Source organism: uncultured Gulosibacter sp., assembly GCF_963509965.1.
GTDB lineage: Bacteria > Actinomycetota > Actinomycetes > Actinomycetales > Microbacteriaceae > Gulosibacter.
Window position 1 is genome coordinate 1 of the sequence record NZ_CAUPDE010000020.1, and the last position, 19,429, is coordinate 19,429.

General features: G+C 60.6%; 16 protein-coding genes. 10 read left to right on the forward strand and 6 right to left on the reverse strand.

Translation table 11 applies throughout. The features are described 5' to 3' along the window. Positions 1-490: 490 nt before the first annotated feature. Together RQ865_RS09655 and RQ865_RS09660 are read right to left on the reverse strand one after the other, a co-directional pair. Complete coding sequence (locus RQ865_RS09655) at positions 491-1,873, reverse strand: NAD-dependent succinate-semialdehyde dehydrogenase (RefSeq protein WP_311479160.1); 1,383 nt, start codon at positions 1,871-1,873, stop codon at positions 491-493. A 64-nt stretch (positions 1,874-1,937) separates the two neighbouring features. Then, on the reverse strand, positions 1,938-3,248 hold the full coding sequence (locus RQ865_RS09660; RefSeq protein ID WP_311479162.1) for an aspartate aminotransferase family protein: 1,311 nt from the start codon (positions 3,246-3,248) through the stop codon (positions 1,938-1,940). Positions 3,249-3,376: 128 nt separating this feature from the next. Here RQ865_RS09660 and RQ865_RS09665 point away from each other — a divergent pair, with 128 nt between their 5' ends. Next, on the forward strand, positions 3,377-4,870 hold the full coding sequence (locus RQ865_RS09665) for a PucR family transcriptional regulator ligand-binding domain-containing protein (RefSeq protein WP_311479164.1): 1,494 nt from the start codon (positions 3,377-3,379) through the stop codon (positions 4,868-4,870). Between the two features lie 10 nt (positions 4,871-4,880). Here RQ865_RS09665 and RQ865_RS09670 read toward each other — a convergent pair whose 3' ends face one another. From RQ865_RS09670 to RQ865_RS09680, 3 genes are read right to left on the reverse strand one after another with little or no spacing between them, the layout of a single operon-like run. After that, positions 4,881-6,974: an iron ABC transporter permease gene (locus RQ865_RS09670; protein WP_311479166.1), complete on the reverse strand. Its 2,094-nt coding sequence runs from the start codon at positions 6,972-6,974 to the stop codon at positions 4,881-4,883. Positions 6,975-6,980: 6 nt separating this feature from the next. Beyond that, complete coding sequence (locus tag RQ865_RS09675; RefSeq protein ID WP_311479168.1) at positions 6,981-8,009, reverse strand: iron-siderophore ABC transporter substrate-binding protein; 1,029 nt, start codon at positions 8,007-8,009, stop codon at positions 6,981-6,983. 54 nt (positions 8,010-8,063) lie between these two features. Further along, the gene (locus RQ865_RS09680; protein WP_311479169.1) at positions 8,064-8,915 is read right to left on the reverse strand and encodes an ABC transporter ATP-binding protein; all 852 of its coding nucleotides are present in this window, start codon (positions 8,913-8,915) and stop codon (positions 8,064-8,066) included. Positions 8,916-8,955: 40 nt separating this feature from the next. Between RQ865_RS09680 and RQ865_RS09685 the strand changes: the two genes are divergently transcribed. Both RQ865_RS09685 and RQ865_RS09690 read left to right on the forward strand, forming a co-directional pair. Continuing rightward, positions 8,956-9,873 carry a siderophore-interacting protein gene (locus RQ865_RS09685; RefSeq protein ID WP_201517852.1) on the forward strand — a complete coding sequence of 306 codons (918 nt, stop codon included), beginning with the start codon at positions 8,956-8,958 and terminating at the stop codon, positions 9,871-9,873. Positions 9,874-10,061: 188 nt separating this feature from the next. Next, positions 10,062-11,183, forward strand: coding sequence for a class II histone deacetylase (locus RQ865_RS09690; protein ID WP_311479170.1), 1,122 nt, complete (start codon positions 10,062-10,064; stop codon positions 11,181-11,183). 264 nt (positions 11,184-11,447) lie between these two features. Here RQ865_RS09690 and RQ865_RS09695 read toward each other — a convergent pair whose 3' ends face one another. Continuing rightward, the gene (locus RQ865_RS09695; protein WP_311479171.1) at positions 11,448-12,947 is read right to left on the reverse strand and encodes a CoA-acylating methylmalonate-semialdehyde dehydrogenase; all 1,500 of its coding nucleotides are present in this window, start codon (positions 12,945-12,947) and stop codon (positions 11,448-11,450) included. 250 nt (positions 12,948-13,197) lie between these two features. On the opposite strand from RQ865_RS09695, the gene RQ865_RS09700 reads away from it, so the two are divergent. The 7 genes from RQ865_RS09700 (at position 13,198) to RQ865_RS09730 (ending at position 19,421) form a co-directional block, all read left to right on the forward strand. Beyond that, the gene (locus RQ865_RS09700) at positions 13,198-14,316 is read left to right on the forward strand and encodes an extracellular solute-binding protein (protein ID WP_311479172.1); all 1,119 of its coding nucleotides are present in this window, start codon (positions 13,198-13,200) and stop codon (positions 14,314-14,316) included. 71 nt (positions 14,317-14,387) lie between these two features. Further along, entirely contained in the window at positions 14,388-15,347 is a 960-nt protein-coding gene (locus RQ865_RS09705; protein WP_311479174.1) for an ABC transporter permease, read from the forward strand. Continuing rightward, positions 15,347-16,189, forward strand: coding sequence for an ABC transporter permease (locus RQ865_RS09710; RefSeq protein WP_311479175.1), 843 nt, complete (start codon positions 15,347-15,349; stop codon positions 16,187-16,189). Before RQ865_RS09705 ends, RQ865_RS09710 begins: the two co-directional genes overlap by 1 nt. An 11-nt stretch (positions 16,190-16,200) precedes the next feature. Then, complete coding sequence (locus RQ865_RS09715) at positions 16,201-17,259, forward strand: ABC transporter ATP-binding protein (RefSeq protein WP_311479176.1); 1,059 nt, start codon at positions 16,201-16,203, stop codon at positions 17,257-17,259. Positions 17,260-17,397: 138 nt separating this feature from the next. After that, the gene (locus RQ865_RS09720) at positions 17,398-18,768 is read left to right on the forward strand and encodes an FAD-binding oxidoreductase (RefSeq protein ID WP_311479178.1); all 1,371 of its coding nucleotides are present in this window, start codon (positions 17,398-17,400) and stop codon (positions 18,766-18,768) included. A 61-nt stretch (positions 18,769-18,829) separates the two neighbouring features. Then, the gene (locus RQ865_RS09725) at positions 18,830-19,183 is read left to right on the forward strand and encodes a cupin domain-containing protein (protein ID WP_311479180.1); all 354 of its coding nucleotides are present in this window, start codon (positions 18,830-18,832) and stop codon (positions 19,181-19,183) included. A 40-nt stretch (positions 19,184-19,223) separates the two neighbouring features. Continuing rightward, a complete protein-coding gene (locus RQ865_RS09730; protein WP_311479182.1) occupies positions 19,224-19,421 on the forward strand; it encodes a hypothetical protein in 198 nt (65 codons plus the stop codon). Positions 19,422-19,429: the final 8 nt, after the last annotated feature.

Consider the following 19,429-nt stretch of genomic DNA (forward strand, 5'->3'; position numbering starts at 1 on the left):
CGACAGGACGACTCTCAGAACCACCGGACCTACGAAACGGGGTCAGCCCACCCTGTTGACGCATCCACGCACAATTGTGACGCCTCACTATGCGTTCTTGTCTGACCGAACCGCCGCTGACTATCCCGAGCGGCAGGTAGACGCTGTACTCGAATTCTTTGCAGCGCCAGAAGTGAGAACCGGCTAACCCCACCTCGGGTCTACGTCGCTGGGCTTTCGTGCCGCCCCACCTCTCACGGAAGTGTGTGCCTTAGCGTCATTTGTGTGTGGTGCGCCACATACAAATGACGCGAACCCACACATGAGGCGGGATTGCGGGCGATGTACGGGCGTGCGGGCGCACAAAAGCGGGGTGCGGGGCTGCGCCTATGCGCAAACCCCGCACCCCGCCTCTTACGGATCTGTGTGCTTTAGCGTCATTTGTGGGTGTTGCACCACGCACAAATGACGCGAACCCACACACGAGGCGGATGCATGCGCATTCAAGCGCCTACTTCACCACGTGGAACAGCCGCTTGTTAACGAACTCGTCGATCCCCAGCGGCCCAAGCTCGCGCCCGTAGCCCGAGCGCTTCACACCACCGAAGGGCATCTCCGAAACCTCCGGCGCCTGGCTGTTGACGCCCACCATCCCGGCTTCGAGCTGCTCGCCGAAGCGCTCAGCCTGCGCCGCATCCGTCGAATACACCGACGCGCCGAGTCCGTACGGGGTGTCGTTCGCCAGCGCGAGCGCCTCGGCCTCCGACTCGACGCGGAAGATCATCGCCACCGGGCCGAAAAGCTCCTCGCGGTACGCCCGCGCCGCGGGGGTCACATCCACCAGCACGGCCGGGCTCACCCAGAACCCGTCGCGATCGAGCCGCTCGCCACCAACCAGCAGCCGCGCACCGTTCGCCGTCGCATCCTCAAGCTGCGAAAGCAGACCGTTCGCGGCAGCCTCCGACGACAGCGGGCTGAATCCGCCGCCCTCAGTGTTCTCGAGCGGGTCGATCGGCTGCAGCTCGCCGGTGAGTTTCACCATCTCGGCCACGAACTCGTCGTACACATCCGCCATGACGATCATCCGCTTGTTCGAATTGCACGCCTGACCGGTGTTTTCGAAGCGAATTGCCGCCGCATCCCGTGCCAGCGCCGGAATGTCGTCGTGCGAAAGCACCACGAACGGATCCGAGCCACCGAGCTCAAGCACGACCTTTTTCAGCGCCTGCCCGGCCTGCTGTGCGATGATCGCGCCGGCACGTTCCGAACCGGTGAGCGAAACGCCCGCCACTCGGTCGTCGGCGATCACCGTCGAGATTTGCTCGTGGGTGGCGAAGAGGTTTTCGTACACGCCCTCGGGCACCCCGGCCTCACGCATGATCGCGGCGATCGCGCTAGATGATTCGGCACAGATTTCGGCGTGCTTGAGCAGCACGGTGTTGCCGGCCACGAGGTTCGGCGCCGCGAACCGTGCCACCTGATAGTAGGGGTAGTTCCAGGGCATCACGCCGAGGATCGTGCCCAGTGGCCGCCGCTGCACCACCGAACGCGCGGTGTCAGTTTCGCTGAGCACCTGATCCACCAGCTGCCCCGGCCCCTCTTCGGCGAAGTAGCGGAAAATATCGGCCGAAAAGTCGACCTCGCCGTAGCTTTCGCCAAGCGGCTTGCCCATCTCGGTGGTGATGATGCGCGCGAGCTCGTCACGCTTGGCGGTGAACAGTTCGCTCACCCGCTGCACGATCGCGGCGCGCTCTTCCGCTGGTGTGGCGCGCCATTCGGATGCGGCGCTTGCGGCCCGCTCGAGCGCGCCGGTGATTTCGGCATCGGATGCGAACGGCACCTCCTTCACCAGTTGGCCGGTGGCGGGATTTTCGGTGCGGTATTTCGCAGACATACTTTCTCTTTCGTTGGGATGCGTGCGGTACGCATCCGGGACTATTGCTTGCCTGGTAACCAGCCTAAGAAGCTGGGGTTTCGCGCAGCACTTCGGCGATTGCCGCCAGGCCGCGGCGCAGTTCGTCATCGCCGATCACGCACGGCGGCACCACGTGGATGCGGTTGTCGGAGGTAAACGGCAGGATGCCGCGGTCGAGCAGAGCCGACTTCACGGCGCCCATATACTCGGCCGACACGGGGGTGCGGGCCGCTGCATCCGAAACGAGTTCGATGGCCCAGAACACGCCGCGCCCGCGCACCTCACCAACGACGTCAAGTTCTTCGGCAAGCGCGCGCAGTTCGGGGCCGATGATCTCGTCGCCGAGGCGGCGGGCGTTGTCAACCACGCCTTCTTCGCGCATCGCTTCGATGGTGGCAACCGCCGCGGCGCAGGCGAGCGGGTGGCCCGAGTAGGTGAGTCCGCCGGGGAACACTTCGTCGTCGAATTTCGCGGCGATTGGTGCCGAAACGATCACGCCACCCAGCGGCACATAGCCGCTATTGACGCCCTTGGCGAAGGTGATGAGGTCGGGCACGACATCGTGTGCCGTGAACGCGAACCACTCGCCGGTGCGCCCGAATCCGGCCATCACCTCGTCGAGGATCAGCACGATGTCGTGGCGATCGCAGATTTCGCGCACCCCGCGCAGGTAGCCGGGCGGCGGTACGAGGACGCCCGCGGTGCCGGGCACCGATTCGAGCAAAATCGCGGCGATGCTCGATGCACCCTCAGCGATGATGGTCTGCTCGAGATGTTCGAGTGCGCGCTCGGTTTCTTGGGCCTCGGTTTCGGCCCAGAACCGGGTGCGATACAGGTGCGGGCCAAAAACATGCAGGTGGCCGCGCGAATATTCGTTGGGGACGCGGCGCCAGTCGCCGGTCGCGACGATGGCGGCACCGGTGTTGCCGTGATACGAGCGGTAGTGCGAAATGACCTTGTCGCGGCCGGTGTAGAGGCGGGCCATGCGGATCGCGTTTTCGTTGGCGTCGGCGCCGCCGTTGGTGAAAAACACCTTGTTGAATCCCTCGGGTGCGAGGTCGAGGATGAGCTCGGCGGCGCGGGCGCGGGTGGCGTTGGCGTGCGCCGGGGCGACGGTGGCGAGTTCGTTGGCCTGCTCAGTGATGGCTGCAACCACTTTCGGGTGCTGGTGGCCGATATTGGTGTTGACGAGCTGGCTCGAAAGGTCGAGGTATTCCTTGCCGTCATAGTCGACGAGGGTGGCGCCGTGGCCGGTGCGGAAAGCGAGTGGCGCGAGTTTTTGCTGCGCCGACCACGAGTGCATGACGTGGCCGGTGTCATGTTCGATGACGTAGGCGTTGGTGAGTTCAGCCATGATGCTCCCTTGCAACTGTTCTCCAAAGGCAATGGGGCAATGGTTGCGCGAAAACCGCAGCGATTCCGCTGCCGATTCCGTTAAGCATCCATGTGCTTTTCGACAAATCCGCACTATAGGATCGTTCAATGCCGATCACGCTGCGCGAACTCATTGCCGAACCCGAGCTGAAACTGCGCCTGGTGGCCGGCACCGAAGCCGACAGTCTCGATCGCGAACTCACCTGGGTACATTCATCCGATCTCATCGACCCAACCCCGTGGCTGGAACCGGGCCAGCTGCTGCTCACCGACGGTTCGCAATTTGGTGGGGATGCATCCGTCACCGAATATGTGCGCCGGCTGCGCGACGCGGAAATCGTTGGTCTCGGATATGCGGTGGGGGTGATTACGCCAGAGCTGCCGCAGGCGCTTGTTGATGCCTGCCGTGACCAGCAGCTGCCGCTGGTTGTCGTAGCGAATCGGCTGCCGTTCATCCGCATCATTCGCCATGTCGCCGATGCCATCGCCGCCGACCGTAGCGCCCGCGTCACCCGTTCAATTCGCGCGCAGCGAGCGATCGCGCGGGCGGCACTGCAGCCGAACGGGCTGGCGGCGACGCTGCGTGAACTCGAGGTGCAACTCGACTGCTGGGTGGTGCTGTACGACCGGCTGGGGCGGCGGGTGCGTCTGCAAACCAAACGTGCGGCGCCGGCCGAACTGCTCGATGAGCTTTCCAAATCGGTAGCTGCGACACTGCGGGGCGCCAAGCGGGCGAGCCGAAAAATCGAGACTGCCGACGGTGAAATCACCCTGCAAACCATCGGCCGCACCGGCGACCTGCTCGGGGCGCTCGTGATCGGCACGGCCGTGACGCTGGATGCAGAGAGCAACGACCTGATCGCGAGCGTGCTCGGCATTGCATCCATTGCGATTGAACAGTCGCGCGTGCTGGATGCGGCGCGTCACGAACTGCGGCGCGGCGTGCTGGCGCTGCTGCAGGCGGGGGCGACGGATGCGGCGCTTGCGGCACTGCGGGCGCTTGAGGCTTGGGTGCCCGAGGGCGCGGTGGTGGTTTCGGCGGTGCGGGGCGTGCGGAACTGGGAGTCGACGCTTGGCGAGTTGGAGGTGCTGGCTGAAGGCGCCGAATTTGCATTTGCGCGGGTGGGCGACGAGCTGATCGTGTTTGAGGCGGCGGGACGTGATCCGCGGCCGAGCGCCGAGGCATTTGAAGGCCGCGAGCTGATGATTGGAGTTTCGGCGCCGGTGGATCTCGACGATTTTTCGGAGGGATTGCGCCAGGCTCGGCAGGCGGTGGAGCGGGCACGGCCGGGTGCGCCGGTGGAGTTTGGGGCGCTCGCGGAGTTGGGGATGCTCGCCTGGCTTGAGGCGGCCGATGGTGCGGTTGCGGCGCGGCGACTGCTTGCCCCGTTGCAGGATCGCAGCGATGCCGCTGAGCTATTGCACAGTGCCGAGGTGTGGTTTGCGCACAATTGCGCCTGGGATCCCGCCGCGCGTGAGCTGGGGATGCATCGTCACACGCTGCGTGCCCGTATCGACCAGCTCGGTGAGATCTGTCAGCTTGACCTCGAAGACTTCGGCGCCCGCGCCGAGCTGTACACGGCGCTGCAATTGCGAGGATGAGGCGCAACAGCTAGTGGGAGCGTGATCTCCACAACAACCAGACGAAATAAGGTGCGCCCAACAGGGCGACGATGAGTCCTGCTGGCAGCTGAGCGGGCGCGATCACGGTACGCCCGATAAGGTCGGCAACGCCTACGAGCACCGCCCCGAGCATCAACGCAACGGGGATAACTCGGTCGTGCCGTGCGCCAACGAGGGCCCGGGCAGCGTGAGGAGCGACGAGTCCGACGAAGCCAACCACTCCCACTGCGATCACACTCAGTGCAGCCAAGATTGCAGCGACCGTGAGTATGAGCAGGCGTGAGCGCTCCAACCCCACGCCGAGTAGTCGAGGGGTGTCCTCATCCAGCGCAACGAGGTCGAGGTCGCGACGCTGGGCGAAGATGACGGGCAGTGCTATGAGTAGCGCTATCGTGAGTGGGATCAGCTGTTCCCACATTCGACCGTAGGTAGTTCCCGAAAGCCAAGTAAAAATCTTCGGGGTATCCCAGGGGTTGCTTCGCAGAAGGAGGAACGTGGTCAGGGCAATCGTTCCATACGAGACGCCGATTCCTACGAGAATGAATCGGTCGGCATTGATACCCCGCCGCCAAGCGAGCACGTAGACGAGGACGAAGGCCGCAAACGCGCCGATAATCGCCCCAACCAGCATCCCGAATAAAGACGCTGATGCGCTCGTGGTCACGATCACGGCGCCGAGCCCTGCCCCTCCCGTGATGCCTAGCAGGCTCGGTTCAGCAAGGGGATTCCGACTTATAGCTTGTGTGAGTGTACCGGCGAGTGCGAGGGCTGCTCCGGCGGTGATGGCGGCAATCACTCGCGGTGCACGCTCATCGAGCGCGAATGCGATCTGTGGGGGTGCCTCGCCTTGCATCCACAGTGCAACATCACCGGTGAGTAGACAGGTACTGCCGAGCAGGAGGCCGGCAATGATGGTGCCGGCAAGGAGTGCAATGCACAGCGTCAGCGCGAGCGCAAAACGACTACGGTTGCGTGCACCAAAACGGATGCTTGGGGGCTGCTTTGTAGGGCCTGAGTCACGTAACCGTCGCGCCATGAGCACGAGGATGATTGCTCCAAGGATGGTTGTTGCCACTCCGGTCGGAACCGCGAGGGCACCTTCGGGACCGATCAGCGCTCGCAACACCGCGTCGGCGAGGATCACGAGAATCGCACCGATCAGGCCGGAAGTCGGGATGAGGAGCAGATGCCGATTGAGCGCGGGCACCCACCGCGACATGAGACGGGTGAGCACTGGCGCACCGAGTCCAACAAAACCAATTGGTCCCGCGAGTGTGAGCGCCGTGGCAGTGAGCATGGTGGCGATTAACAGGCCGGCGATACGTGTCTTGCGAACAGGGATGCCTAGGGCTGACGCCGAATCGTCACCGAGCGCCAAGATGTCGAGGTTTCTTGCGAGCAACAGGGCAAGCGTGAGCGCGATTAGCGTGATGGGCGCAGAATGGAGGAAAGCATTAATGCTCAGTTGCGACAGACTGCCGCTTCCCCAAGCAAGTAGGCCCTTGGTCTCCTCTTGAAACAGGATGAGCAGGGTCGAGGTCGCCGCCTGACACGCCATCGCGAGTGCTGAGCCGGCGAGTACGAGCCGCGTGGTTGATGATCCGGCGCCGCCGGCAAGTCCAAGCACCAGGGCTGCCGCGCCGAGTCCGCCAACAAATGCGACGCTGCCAGTTGCCCAGATCGGTACGGTGACCCCGAAGGCAGCCACTGCCGTCACGGCAAGATGAGCGCCGGCAGTAACACCGAGAGTATCGGGTGCGGCGAGTGCATTGCGCGACAGCGATTGCATGAGCACGCCCGCTGCGCCCAGCGCGATGCCGACGGCCCCGCCTGCCGCGAGGCGAGGCAGGCGGGAACCGAAGAAAAGGTCGCTGTCTACGAGCAGTGCGCCGCTGGTGCCCTGCGTGAGATGCCACAGGCTGGTGAGTGCCAGCAGGAGCAGCAGGGCGCACAACGCCACAGCTGCGTTCGCTGAAAACCCTGAATGATGCTCAGTTCCCCTCGATCTGGAATCCATTGCCGAGAGTTCAGTTACTTCCGAGGTATTAGTGAGCGAAGTGCTCGTTGCCGCCGACCTTCGCACGACGGTTTACTTGGTGATGACGTCGACGTAGGCGTCGATGATCTGCTTCGTGGAGCGCGGGCCGCCGAAGGTCCAGATGCCCTCGGGGAAGGAATGCACTCGGCCTTCCTTTACAGCAGGAATCGATTTCCAGGCGGGGTTGTCGGCTGCGGCGGCAAGGAAAGTATCTCCGGCCTCGGCAGTGGTGCTGGTGTGCAAGATGGTGGCATCGCCGATTGTGGTCATGCCTTCGATGTCGGTGGTGCCCAGACCGTAGACGGGGTCGGTTTCGCCGGTCCAGGCGTTCTTGAGTCCCAATCGGGTGCCGATCGCGCCGACCAGTGAGCCATTACCGAACGGGCGGAGCGAGACGTTGCCGCCATCGACCCAGCCGTCGAGGTAGACGAATTCGGTGATTGCTGGCTCTGCGGCCGCGATCTCGGCCTCGGCCTCCTTCAGATGGGTTTCGAACTCTTCGGTGACGATTTCGGCACGTTCTTCACGGCCCGTTGCCTGTGCAATGAGGTCAAACGTCGTCAGCATCCGGGCAATCGGATCTTTGGCGTCTGCGCCAATTGTGGCGAGCACGGGAATCCCATACTTTTCGAGCTGCCCAATAATCGGGTCGTCAGCGGCATTTGCTTCAACGATTACGAGGTCGGGTTGCGTGCTGACGAGGGTATCGAGGTTGGGTTCTTGGCGAGTGCCCACATCGACCACGCCCTCGGGCAGAGTTTCGGCGGTCACCCAGGTGCTGTAGCCCTTAGCGTCGGCGACTGCTACGGGGGTGATGCACAGTGTGAGGACGTCTTCGATCTGCTGCCACTCCAGCACCGCAACTCGTTCGGCTGGCTTGTCGAGGCGAACGTTTCGTCCGAAGTCGTCGGTGAGCTCAACCGCACCGGTAGAGGTCTTGGTGGTGTCGTTCGCGCATCCGGCTGCATTGCTTGCGAGCGTCGGGCTCGCCGACTGGGATGGGACTGACGTTGTGCCGCAACCAACGAGCGCGAGAGTCATGGCGCTGAGGATGGTGACGAGTGCGAAGGGTTTGCGCATTTGAGCTCCAGAGTGATGCACCCGTTGTGCGGGTGCATGGGGATAAGGGATGGGCTAGGCAGATAGCGTTAGGAGTGGTTTTCGACCTCGAGCATGGTGGCGACCTCTCGGAACGATGCGGACGCAGCCACTTGTGGTGTCATGACTCGTGTCGATGGTCAGTCCGTAGGCTTGTGAGAGATGCTCGCTCGTGAGTACCTGTTCCGCAGTTCCAGCGGCACGAACCCGACCTTGATGCATGAGCACAACCTGGTCGGCGACGGCGGCTGCATGATTGAGGTCGTGCAGGACAACGCCGAGCGCCGTGCCACGATCGGCGAGATCTCGGACAAGGTCGAGTGTTTCAACCTGATAGCGCAGGTCGAGGTGGTTGGTGGGCTCATCGAGCAGCAGGACACCGGTATCTTGCGCCAGGGAGGTGGCGAGCCAAACACGCTGTAATTCACCGCCGGATAGTTCGTCAACTGGCCGGTCGGCCATCGATGTGAGGCCTGTAAGGCGGAGGGCATGGTCGATGGCTTCGCGATCGGTGTCGGTCAGACCTGCGAACCGGCCACGATGCGGATGGCGGCCGTGTGCCACCACGTCGCGGATGGCGAGTCCTGAGGGATGCGGGCGCGATTGCGAGAGCATCGTCACGGTGCGGGCAAACTCGCGTGCGGAGAGAGCGGTGGTGTCTTCGCCTCCGATCTGCACACGGCCAGCATCAATGCGGTGCAGGCGAGCCAGTGCTCGCAGCACCGTCGACTTCCCGCTTCCGTTGGGGCCGATCAAAGCAGTGACGAGTCCGGGTCGCAATCGCAGTGAAGCGTTCTGCACGACGGGGGTGCGGCCGTAACTCAGGGTCAGTGTTTCGGCACTGAGGTCGCCGGCGATATCAGCATGCGAAGACGAGGAACTGTTCATAGTTAGGTAAGCCTAACCTAATTCTGGATATAGTGAAACGGTGAATGTACAGCCCTACCACTGCTTCAATACTGTCGTTGCTCGCGTCGTTCGGCTGAGCCCACACTTTGTGCGGGTGACGTTTACCGGCGACGAGCTTGCGCACTTTTGTGTTGACGGTCCCGACCAACGAATCAAACTCATGCTCCCGTTACCTGATGGTTCGGTTACTGATGTTGGGCAGCTTGACGAAACCACACCGGTTCGTGAGTGGTACACGCGGTGGCGGATGCTGCCAGATACGGATCGCAATCCATTACGGACTTACACTGTGCGAGCGTGGCGGCCGGAACTGCGCGAAATCGATGTCGACTTTGTACTTCACGGCATCCACGGCCCTGCCTCGGCCTGGGCCTCGAGCGCTGTTCCAGGTCAGCAGATGGTGGTGATTGGCCCAGACGCGCGTGCGAAGGATCGGGGCGGTTTCGAATGGAAACCGGGCGCCGCTACGAACGTGCTCATCGGGGGTGACGAAACTGCCGGTCCTGCGATCTGTGCCATTGTTGAGTCCTTGCCACAAGCAGTGCGAGGCGACGTATTCATCGAGGTACCGACGGCTGCAGATGCAATGCCACTGACAACATCCGCGGGGATAAACATTTCTTGGCTCGCTAGGAACGACGCCAGCCATGGTGAACGGCTCGGTGCGGCGATTCGTGAGTGGGGAAGCCGTCGACTGCCGACCGGATGCGGCGATCACCTAGCATCCCCGGGACAGGCATACCCATTCGAGGAATCCGACGCGAGCGAAACGCTGTGGGAGGTTCCGGAGCAGTCATCAAGCGCGGACTATGCCTGGTTGGCAGGTGAATCTAGAACGATCACAGCGCTGCGGAGATATCTTGTGCGTGACCTCAACATCGACCGCGGTTCGGTTGCCTTCATGGGGTACTGGCGTCTCGGTCGCGCCGAAAGCTGAGATTAAGCCACCTGTGCCGCTGTTGTCGTGCCGTTTCGCTGTTTCTTGCATCGACGCAAATACTTCGTGATCTTGAGCCGGGTAGAGTGCCGTACACCCCCTACGACTGCCAACTTGGCACGTTGTCGATGTTGATAGGCGGGTGGAATAGTTCCACTTGACACAACGAAGTGAAATGAGGATGCACTATGGCCGCAATTCGGCGAACTGGATATGTCTGGGACGAGAGCTTTGCCTGGCATAACACGGGCAATACGGCTGCGATCTGGCCACCGAGCCCCGTTGTGCAGCCGATCGAGGCGTTTGAGAACCCCGCGACAAAGGCGCGGCTGGCGAGCCTGGTAGAGGTGAGCCGACTCGGCGCCGAGCTGATTCGCCGCCCGACGCGCCTCGCCACCGAAGAGGAGCTGCTGCGTGTTCACGAGGGCGCCTATCTGCAGCGACTTGAGCGCGAAAGTAACCACACCGGCGGTGAGGGCGGCGATGGCGAGACGATCTTCGGTGTCGGTTCGTATGAAATCGCGCGTCGCGCAGCCGGCTCGCTGATCGACCTCACGGATGCGGTGCTCAGCGGTGAGCTCGACAACGGCTATGCGCTGGTGCGTCCCCCGGGGCACCACGCCGAACCCGACCGTGGCCGCGGATACTGTCTTCTCGCCAATGTGCCGATTGCGATTGAGCATGCCCGCCAGGTGCGCGGCGTCGAGCGCGTTGCGATCGTTGACTACGACGTGCATCACGGTAACGGTGCCGAGCGTATCTACTGGTCGGATGGGGGAGTGCTCACCATTTCGATCCACCAAGACCAGCTTTTCCCCGAGAACTCGGGCGAGATCACGAAGACCGGCGAGGGCGACGGCGCCGGTACGAACATCAACATTCCGCTGCCGGCCGGTTCGGGCCACGAGGCATACTTCGAGACGTTCAAACAGGTGGTTTACCCGGCGCTGAAGCGGTTCCAGCCCGACCTCATCATGGTGTCGAGCGGGTTCGACCCGTCGATGCTCGACCCGCTCGGATGCATGTCGGTCACCTCGGACGGCTTCCGTGAACTGGCGCGGATGCTGGTGGAATGGGCGGATGAACTGTGCGATGGCCGCCTCGTCTTCTCACACGAGGGTGGCTACTCGGCGGTGTATGTACCGTTCTGTGGCCTTGCGGTGATGGAGGAAATCTCGGGGCACCGCACCAGCATTGACGACCCCTTCGCTCCCGGTTGGGCCAACAACCCGGTGCACAAGCTGCGTGCCGATCAGCTCGAGGTGATCCAGCAGGCAGCCGAACTGGCTGCCGCGGTGCCGCAGCGCTAGCTGGGTTCACGCCGGCTCGCTGTGCCGCGGCGCGTGCTGCGCGGTCGCATCGCTTGCTCGCGTACACCGAAAATGCCCGGCATGCTGAACGGCTGACTTCGCCGAAAACTCGCGTACACCGAAAACCGCGAGGGCCACCGCTATAGCGGTGGCCCTCAGTGTTTTCGGTGTACCGGAGTGGCTACGAGCTAACCCTTCGGTGTACCGGAGTGGCTACGAGCTAGTACCTCAGCGGCTACGAGCTAGTGCCAGAGCGGCTGTGCACTAGTCGTTCTGCGGGAATCCGAGGTTGATGCCGCCGTGCGACGGGTCGAGCCAGCGGGTGGTGATCGCCTTCTGGGCGGTGAAAAACTTCACGCCCTCGTCGCCGTGCGCCTTGGTGTCACCGAAAATCGACTGCTTCCAGCCACCGAACGAGTAGGCGGCGATGGGCACCGGAATCGGCACGTTGACGCCGATCATGCCCACCTGCACCTCGTTCTGGAAGCGGCGCGCCGCCCCACCGTCGTTGGTGAACACCGCGGTGCCGTTGCCGAAAGCGCCGTTGTTGATGAGCTCAAGGCCCTCGTCGAACGACTGCACGCGAACCACCGACAGCACCGGGCCGAAGATTTCTTCGGTGTAGGCGCGCGAGGTGGTCGGCACGCGGTCGAGCAGGGTGGGGCCGAGCCAGAAGCCGGCCTCATCACCGTCGACCTCGATGCCGCGGCCATCCACCACGACGGTCGCGCCGTCGCCAGCAGCGATGTCGATGTAGCTGGCGACCTTGTCGCGGTGGGCTTCGGTGACCAGCGGGCCCATGTCGGTGCCGCGACGTCCATCGCCCACCTTCAGCTGCTGCATCCGTTCAACGATTTTGTCGATGAGCGCATCCGCGACCGGTTCGACTGCGACGACCACCGAAATTGCCATGCAGCGTTCGCCGGCCGAACCAAATCCGGCGTTGATGGCCGAGTCGGCCACCAGGTCGAGGTCGGCATCCGGCAGCACCAGCATGTGGTTTTTCGCGCCACCGAGCGCCTGCACGCGCTTGCCGTGCTTGGTGCCGGTTTCGTACACGTACTGGGCGATGGGGGTCGAGCCGACGAATGAAACCGAGGCCACCTTTTCGTGGGTGAGTAGCGCATCCACCGCCACCTTGTCGCCATTGACGACGGTGTACACGCCGTCGGGCAGGCCCGCTTCTTTCCAGAGTTTGGCGATCCAGATCGCGGCCGACGGGTTCTTCTCGCTCGGCTTCACGACCACCGAGTTACCGGCGGCGATGGCGATGGGGAAGAACCACATCGGCACCATCGCGGGGAAATTGAACGGCGAGATGATCGCGGCGACGCCGATCGGCTGGCGCACCGAGTGGATGTCGAACCCGGTCGACACCTGCTCTGAGAAGTGGCCGCGCAGATGCGAGGTGATGCCGCAGGCGTACTCGACCACTTCCTGCCCGCGGGCGATTTCGCCGAGGGCGTCGTCGATGACCTTGCCGTGTTCTTCGGTGATGATTTCAGCGAGCTCGCCCTTGCGTTCGTTGAGCAGTTCGCGGAAGCGGAACAGGATCGCGGTGCGCTTCGCGAGCGACACATTACGCCAGGTGAGATAGGCGGTGTGGGCGGTTTCGACAGCGCGGTCAACTTCGGTTTCGCTGGCGAGCGCGGCGCGGCGGATTTCGCGGCCGAGCGCGGGGTCGAACACCGGTGCGGTGCGCGCGTCGTCGGCGACGACTTCGGCACCGTCGATCCAGTGCGGAATGGTTGGCAGGGCGGTCATATCGGCTCCTTCGCTGATCTAGCGATCGTCGGTGATCGGATGCAGCAGCCAAGCTAGAAGTTTAAGATCACCAAAGTCGACACCAGAATGTCGAAGAATTGCGCAATCAATGCCGAACTGGCAGTGGACGCAACAATCAGTAGACATGGATGCTACTTGCAGGCGAGTCAGCTGCTGGACAGTTCTGACGCCGGCCACGATGAAGTGCTGGTAGTGCGCTGCCAGACGCATATGTACAAAGGAGTACACAGTGAATAACAGGGCTAAGAAGACCGCAGCAATCGCGATCGCGTTGATGACTATTACTGCGTGCAGTAGTGCTCCTGCAGCTGAAGTAGAGCCACTGACCAACCCGGTGCTGGGGCAAGTCCCTGAAGGGGCCCTGAGTGGAGCCACGTTCACGTTTGCAGGTGACGGTGGGACCACCCAGGAGGCGATGGCTTCTGCCTATCTGGAGCCTTTTGCGAAAGAGTCGGGCGTAACTCTTGCCCAAGATTCGCCACAGACACTGGCAAAACTTGAAGCTCAGGTTAATTCTGGAAATATACAGTGGGATGTGGTTACGAGCTATGCGGACAGCATTGAGCGCGAATGTGGCACATATTTCGAAAAGCTCGATAAGTCTAAGCTAGACACGTCTAAGATTCCCGACTCCGTGCCAGTATTGGACTGTGCAGTGCCATCAATCATCTATGGAGTAAACATTGTTTACAATACAGATGTCTATGGTGACAACGGGCCGGAAACCTGGGAAGATTTCTTTGATACGGAGAAATATCCAGGCAAGCGTACCTTCTACAATGGTGATGGTAAGGTCGATGCAGCACTCGTTCAAGCGGGCGCGATTGCTGCGGGTTGGGATCCAAGTACTCCCTTCACCGTTGAATGGGCCAATAAGGGCCTTGACAAGATTGAATCAATCGCTGACTCCGTAATTTTCTACAGCACTGGAGCCTCCGCTCAGCAACTCTTGGAGTCTGGAGACGCCAGTATCGGAGCAGTCTGGACGGGCCGGTCACTTCAGGCTGCAAAAAATGGTGCTCCCATCAAGGCAACATGGAACCAGTGGATCGGGATCACCGACTACTTTGCGATTGTAAAAGGAAGCCCGAACATTGAGGTGTCCTACTACTTCCTGAACTACGCGCTAGGGGCTGAACAGCAAGCTGCTTTCACTGAGGCGACTGGATACTCACCCGCAAATGTCGACGCGGCGCCAGAGGTCGATGAACTCACTAAGGAGTACATGGTCACCACTCCAGACAAGTCAGAAAACTCAGTGCCGGTCGACGCGGAATTCTGGTCAGACCGAGACGTCGTCTCACCTCTGCAAGACCGTTGGAGTGCCATTGTTGCTGGTGCGGAATAATTTAGGGTCCGCACTCCAGCATTACCTGAAAGCAGACGATGAGTAATCGGAAATAGCAGGTGGCATAAGCCATGGTGTTCAAAGCAAAAGAAAAACAGTTTGCCGAAATGTCCACAAAGGCGATACTTCTCGATGAGCAAGTGGAGCTGACGAGTGGGAAGAGAAATAAGGTAAGGCTAGGGGGTGAGGCGAGAAGTAGTTCACGAATTCTGCTGGCGCTCTGCCCTCCGTTGATTATATTGGGTACTTTTTACTTTTATCCAATGATCAGCATACTGGTTACAGCTTTCACGCACCCCACCCCGGGAATGCAGAACTTTGAGTGGTTCTTCGGACAGCCTGTCAATATGGCAGTCTTGATTCGTACTATTACGATCTCATTCGGCGTCATGGTGTTGTGTGTGCTCGTTGCATACCCATTCTCGTACTACATGACAATCGCTACGGCTAAGACTAGAAATCTCCTCATGTTGGCTGTCTTGGTCCCATTCGTTACATCAACAGTAGTGCGTACATTTGCCTGGGTAATTCTGCTGCAGAAGCAGGGGCCAATAGTCCAGTTTGCCTCAATGTTGGGATTTGGCGACGTTGAAATCCTTCGCACGCCACTGGCGGTATTCATAGGTATGGCTCAAGTGCTGTTACCATTCGTGGTCTTGCCTATGTACTCAACAATGGCGCAAATTGACCGCAGGTTGCTAACGGCGGCGGTAAGTCTAGGGGCTACGAGACGAAAAGCCTTCATGACAGTATTTTTGCCGCTCTCAATCCCTGGAGTTGCTGCTGGGGCATTGCTCTGCTTTGTGATGGCACTGGGCTTCTATATCACGCCGGCGATGCTCGGCAGCTCGCGTGAGACATTTCTGTCGACTCTCATTCAAGGGCAAGTTCAGGGATTGGGGCAATGGGGGCATGGTGCCGCGATTGCAATCGTGCTACTTGCAACGACTGTGTTGATCCTGGTCGTCGCTGGTCTGATCGGCAGACGACACGGGTCTGCATCAGCCAATATGCTTGGAGGGAGTAAGTGATGGAACGGCGATTCCGTGTAGGTCGGCTGCTCTTGGCACTGTTTGCAGGCTTAACAGTGATATGGCTCATTGCACCCATGTTCATTGTTGTTCCGATTTCACTAACGTCTCAGGCAAGCTTCCAGTTTCCCCCGCAGGGGTGGTCATTCCGCTGGTACGAGCAGTTCTTCACAAACCAAAAATGGCTTAGCTCTCTGGGAAACACTCTGCTGATTGGCGTTGCGACCGTGGTCATTGCAACTCCCATTGGGACTGTTGCAGCGTTGGCCTTGTCGAAGGCGAAGGGAAAATGGGTGAATGCAGTGCGCGGATTGATGCTGACGCCGATGATCGTGCCCGCAATCATAGCCGGTGCAGGTGTTTACACCTTCTTCTTGCAGACAAAGCTAATCGGAAACATTCTCGCTTTCACGCTCGTGCATGTTTGTTTGGCGCTACCGATGGTGATCATTGCAGTAAATGCGAGCCTGAGTGGTTACGATGAGACCCTTGAGAAAGCTGCAATGAGTCTGGGCGCTAATAGATTCACAGCATTCTTGACTGTCACGGTGCCAATCATTGCTCCAGGAATTGCTGCGGGCGCCGTATTTGCATTCGTCACAAGCTTTGACGAAATCATTATCAGCCAGTTCATGGTGACACCTAGTCTGCAAACTTTGCCCACGGCAATGTATGCCAGTGTTACTCGAGATACAGATCCGACCATCGCGGCAGCCGCCACAATGATACTTGCAGCTGTCCTCCTGGGTTTTGTGCTCTATCGATTTGTTGCAAAACGTAGTGCCGTGACAAAACGAAATAAAGTTGCTAAAGCAAGTGTGTCTAAACAGGAGTCGGAGTAAGAATGAACAACATGATTCTTTCCATCAGTAATCTGACCAAGAAGTACGGTAACGCAACAGCGCTGCATGATGTAAATTTAGACGTTCGAGAGGGAGAGTTCCTGACCTTCCTAGGGCCTTCTGGGTCGGGTAAAACAACTACGCTTAATCTGATTGCAGGCTTTATTGAACCAACATCTGGGACAATGCTTCTACAAGGGGCGCCGCTTGAGCGAAAGAAGGCACATGAGCGTAATCTTGGAGTTGTGTTTCAACACTACGCCCTGTTTCCCCATCTAACGGTAGAAGAGAACGTTGAGTATCCACTCAAGCAACGAAAGGTTTCTAGGGCTGAGCGTAAGAAGTCCGTTGCGGAAGCTCTGGAAATGGTTCAACTTGGAGGCTTCGCGAATAGGTATCCGAGGGAGCTCTCTGGTGGGCAACAGCAACGAGTTGCAGTTGCTAGAGCGGTTGTCTACCGACCGCCGATTCTCTTGATGGACGAGCCCTTGGGTGCCCTGGATAAAAAGCTACGTGAGTGGCTGCAAATGGAACTGCGCAGAATCCACCGGGAACTCGGGAGCACCTTTATTTATGTCACCCATGATCAGGAGGAAGCTCTAGCTCTGTCTGATCGGATAGCAGTGTTCAATCATGGAAAGATCGAACAAATTGGGACTGCTCATGAGCTTTACAATAGCCCGAAAAGTCTTTTTGTTGGTGAATTCATTGGTGAATCAACCATCTTCAAAGGTGAAGTTGCTGGTGACGTCATTACCTGTGGGTCGTGTCAATTCAGCATTCAGAAGGCTGAATTTGATGGAGCCGGCGCAATCTTGATCAGGCCGGAATCTATGTCGATTGTTGATCGCGCGGCGGCGCGCGTCGACTCGGGCTGCCAGGTGAACCGGATTTCGGGCAAGATTCTCGACGTTGTTTATCTCGGTTCAGCCTTTAAATACAGTGTTGCAACTGACCTTGGAGAAGCAATGGTCCGCTCTACTGCTGACGGGGTGCGCGTCTTCGAGATTGGCGATGAAGTCACGCTTGAGTGGAAGCCTGAAGATAGTGTACTGCTCCCTGATTGCTAATTTCCTGCGAGTGAACTGATTAATTCAGCGATATACCGTGGGTTGTTAATCGATAGCATATCAGTTTAATCCCTCTGGCAATTGGTCGTTAGTCATTCGCAAGTGGGCAAAAGTTAGATATTTCTGAGCGGAGAAAACATGATCAACGGAAACATCTCGCACTGGTGGACGCAGATTGGGATGCAGGCGCCGCGGCCGGCGCTGCCCGGCCCGATCGACGTTGATGTCGCCATTGTGGGTGCCGGGTTTACCGGCCTGTGGACGGCGTACTACCTGAAGCAGGCCGACCCGAGCCTGCGCATCGCGGTGCTCGAGCAACGCTTCGCGGGCTTCGGCGCATCGGGCCGCAACGGTGGCTGGCTCGTCAATAGCGTCACCGGCGGCCGTGAACAATATGTCGCCAGCCACGGCCGCGGCGCTGCGCAGCGGTTCCAACTGGCCATGAACGAAACGGTCGCCGAAGTCGAGCGAATCACCGTAGAAGAGGGAATCGACTGCGATCTCGTGCGCGGCGGCGAACTCAATGTGGCGCGCTCGGCAGCACAGCTGGCGCGGCTCAAAAGCTACTACGACGCCGAATGCGAGTGGCAGCACACCGATGTCGAATGGCTCGACAGCGCCGAAACCCAAAACCGCATCAAGATCGACCGCGCGATCGCCGGGGTGTGGCAGCCGCACGCCGCCCGCATCCATCCCGCCAAACTCGCACGCGGCCTCGCCGAACGTGTCGAAGCGATGGGCGTGAAAATCTACGAGGGCACCCGCGTCACCGAAATCGAACCCGGCCTCGCGCGCACCGACCGCGGCGCCGTGCGCGCCGAACGCATCCTGCGCGCCACCGAAGGTTTCACCGCCGGCATCAAATCATCGCATCGCGACTGGCTGCCAATGAACTCGTCGATGATCGCCACCGAACCACTCAGCGACACCACCTGGCAGCAGCTGGGCTGGGAAGGCGGCGAAGTGCTCGGCGACTTCGCACACGTGTACATGTACGCGCAGCGCACCGCCGATAACCGAATCGCGTTCGGTGGCCGCGGGGTGCCGTATCGCTGGAATTCGGCAACCGACGTTGACGGGCGCACCCAGCCGCAAACCGCCGAAACGCTGCGAAACCTGCTCGTTTCGTTCTTCCCCGCGGCTGCGGATGCGCAGATCGACCACCTGTGGTCGGGCACCCTCGGCGTGCCCCGCGACTGGGCCGCCACCTGCGTGTTCGACAATAAAACCGGCATCGGTTACGCCGGCGGCTATGTGGGCACCGGCGTTGCCACCACGAACCTCGCCGGCCGCACACTGCGCGATCTCGTGCTCGGCAACGACACCGACCTCGTGCACCTGCCGTGGGTCAACCACCGGGTGCGCCGCTGGGAACCCGAACCGCTGCGCTGGATCGCCACGCGCATCATCTACGGGGCCTACGGCGCCGCCGACCGATTCGAGTCGGCATCCGAAAGCTCGCGCACGCATCCAATCGCCAAGATCGCCTCGCTCGTTTCGGGACGCTAACCGCCCGCATCAAAAGGCGCGGCACGCTACCGCCCCGCATCAAACAGTTAGGGTTACCCGCATGACTTCACTGAAACCAGGCGTCGTGATCGACGCGCTCGCACTCGATGTCGCCCACGAAACTGTGCCCGCCGAACACGATCCGCAGGACGGCACCACCACCGGTGCCACCGAGCTCGGCGAATTTGCCGGGCTCGAAACCGGGGTGTGGGAGATGAGCCGCGGCGTGATGCACGACACCGAAGCCGACGAGCTCTGCGTGATTATTGCGGGCGAAGCGACGGTCGAGTTTCTCGAACCGCAGCTTCCCGCGGTGCAGCTGCGCGCCGGTTCGGTGCTGCAGCTGAGCGAGGGGATGCAAACCCGCTGGACCGTGCACAGCGACCAACTACGCAAGGTGTACCTCGCTCCCTGAGCGTCACACCCGCCGTCACTAGACTGACAACAAACAGTCGGTGACAGAGAGGGGCGGCGTGGGCGCATCCGGCATTCGCGCTATCGAGTTCAGTCGACTCGATTGGCGAGCTGCCACCCGGGCCGCCGTCTCAACCGGTGCGCCGCTCATCGTGCTGGCCAGCATCGACCGCCTCGACCTGGCGATCTACGCCCGACTTGGACCTCTGTTTAGGAGTCGGGGAGTGGCTTCCGCGTAAACACGCGG

Coding starts and splice junctions, on each gene's coding strand:
- RQ865_RS09655 (WP_311479160.1), bottom strand. CDS start 1,873: ATGTCTGCGAAATACCGCACCGAAAATCCCGCCACCGGCCAACTGGTG.
- RQ865_RS09660 (WP_311479162.1), bottom strand. CDS start 3,248: ATGGCTGAACTCACCAACGCCTACGTCATCGAACATGACACCGGCCAC.
- RQ865_RS09665 (WP_311479164.1), top strand. CDS start 3,377: ATGCCGATCACGCTGCGCGAACTCATTGCCGAACCCGAGCTGAAACTG.
- RQ865_RS09675 (WP_311479168.1), bottom strand. CDS start 8,009: ATGCGCAAACCCTTCGCACTCGTCACCATCCTCAGCGCCATGACTCTC.
- RQ865_RS09680 (WP_311479169.1), bottom strand. CDS start 8,915: ATGAACAGTTCCTCGTCTTCGCATGCTGATATCGCCGGCGACCTCAGT.
- RQ865_RS09690 (WP_311479170.1), top strand. CDS start 10,062: ATGGCCGCAATTCGGCGAACTGGATATGTCTGGGACGAGAGCTTTGCC.
- RQ865_RS09695 (WP_311479171.1), bottom strand. CDS start 12,947: ATGACCGCCCTGCCAACCATTCCGCACTGGATCGACGGTGCCGAAGTC.
- RQ865_RS09705 (WP_311479174.1), top strand. CDS start 14,388: ATGGTGTTCAAAGCAAAAGAAAAACAGTTTGCCGAAATGTCCACAAAG.
- RQ865_RS09710 (WP_311479175.1), top strand. CDS start 15,347: ATGGAACGGCGATTCCGTGTAGGTCGGCTGCTCTTGGCACTGTTTGCA.
- RQ865_RS09715 (WP_311479176.1), top strand. CDS start 16,201: ATGATTCTTTCCATCAGTAATCTGACCAAGAAGTACGGTAACGCAACA.
- RQ865_RS09720 (WP_311479178.1), top strand. CDS start 17,398: ATGATCAACGGAAACATCTCGCACTGGTGGACGCAGATTGGGATGCAG.
- RQ865_RS09725 (WP_311479180.1), top strand. CDS start 18,830: ATGACTTCACTGAAACCAGGCGTCGTGATCGACGCGCTCGCACTCGAT.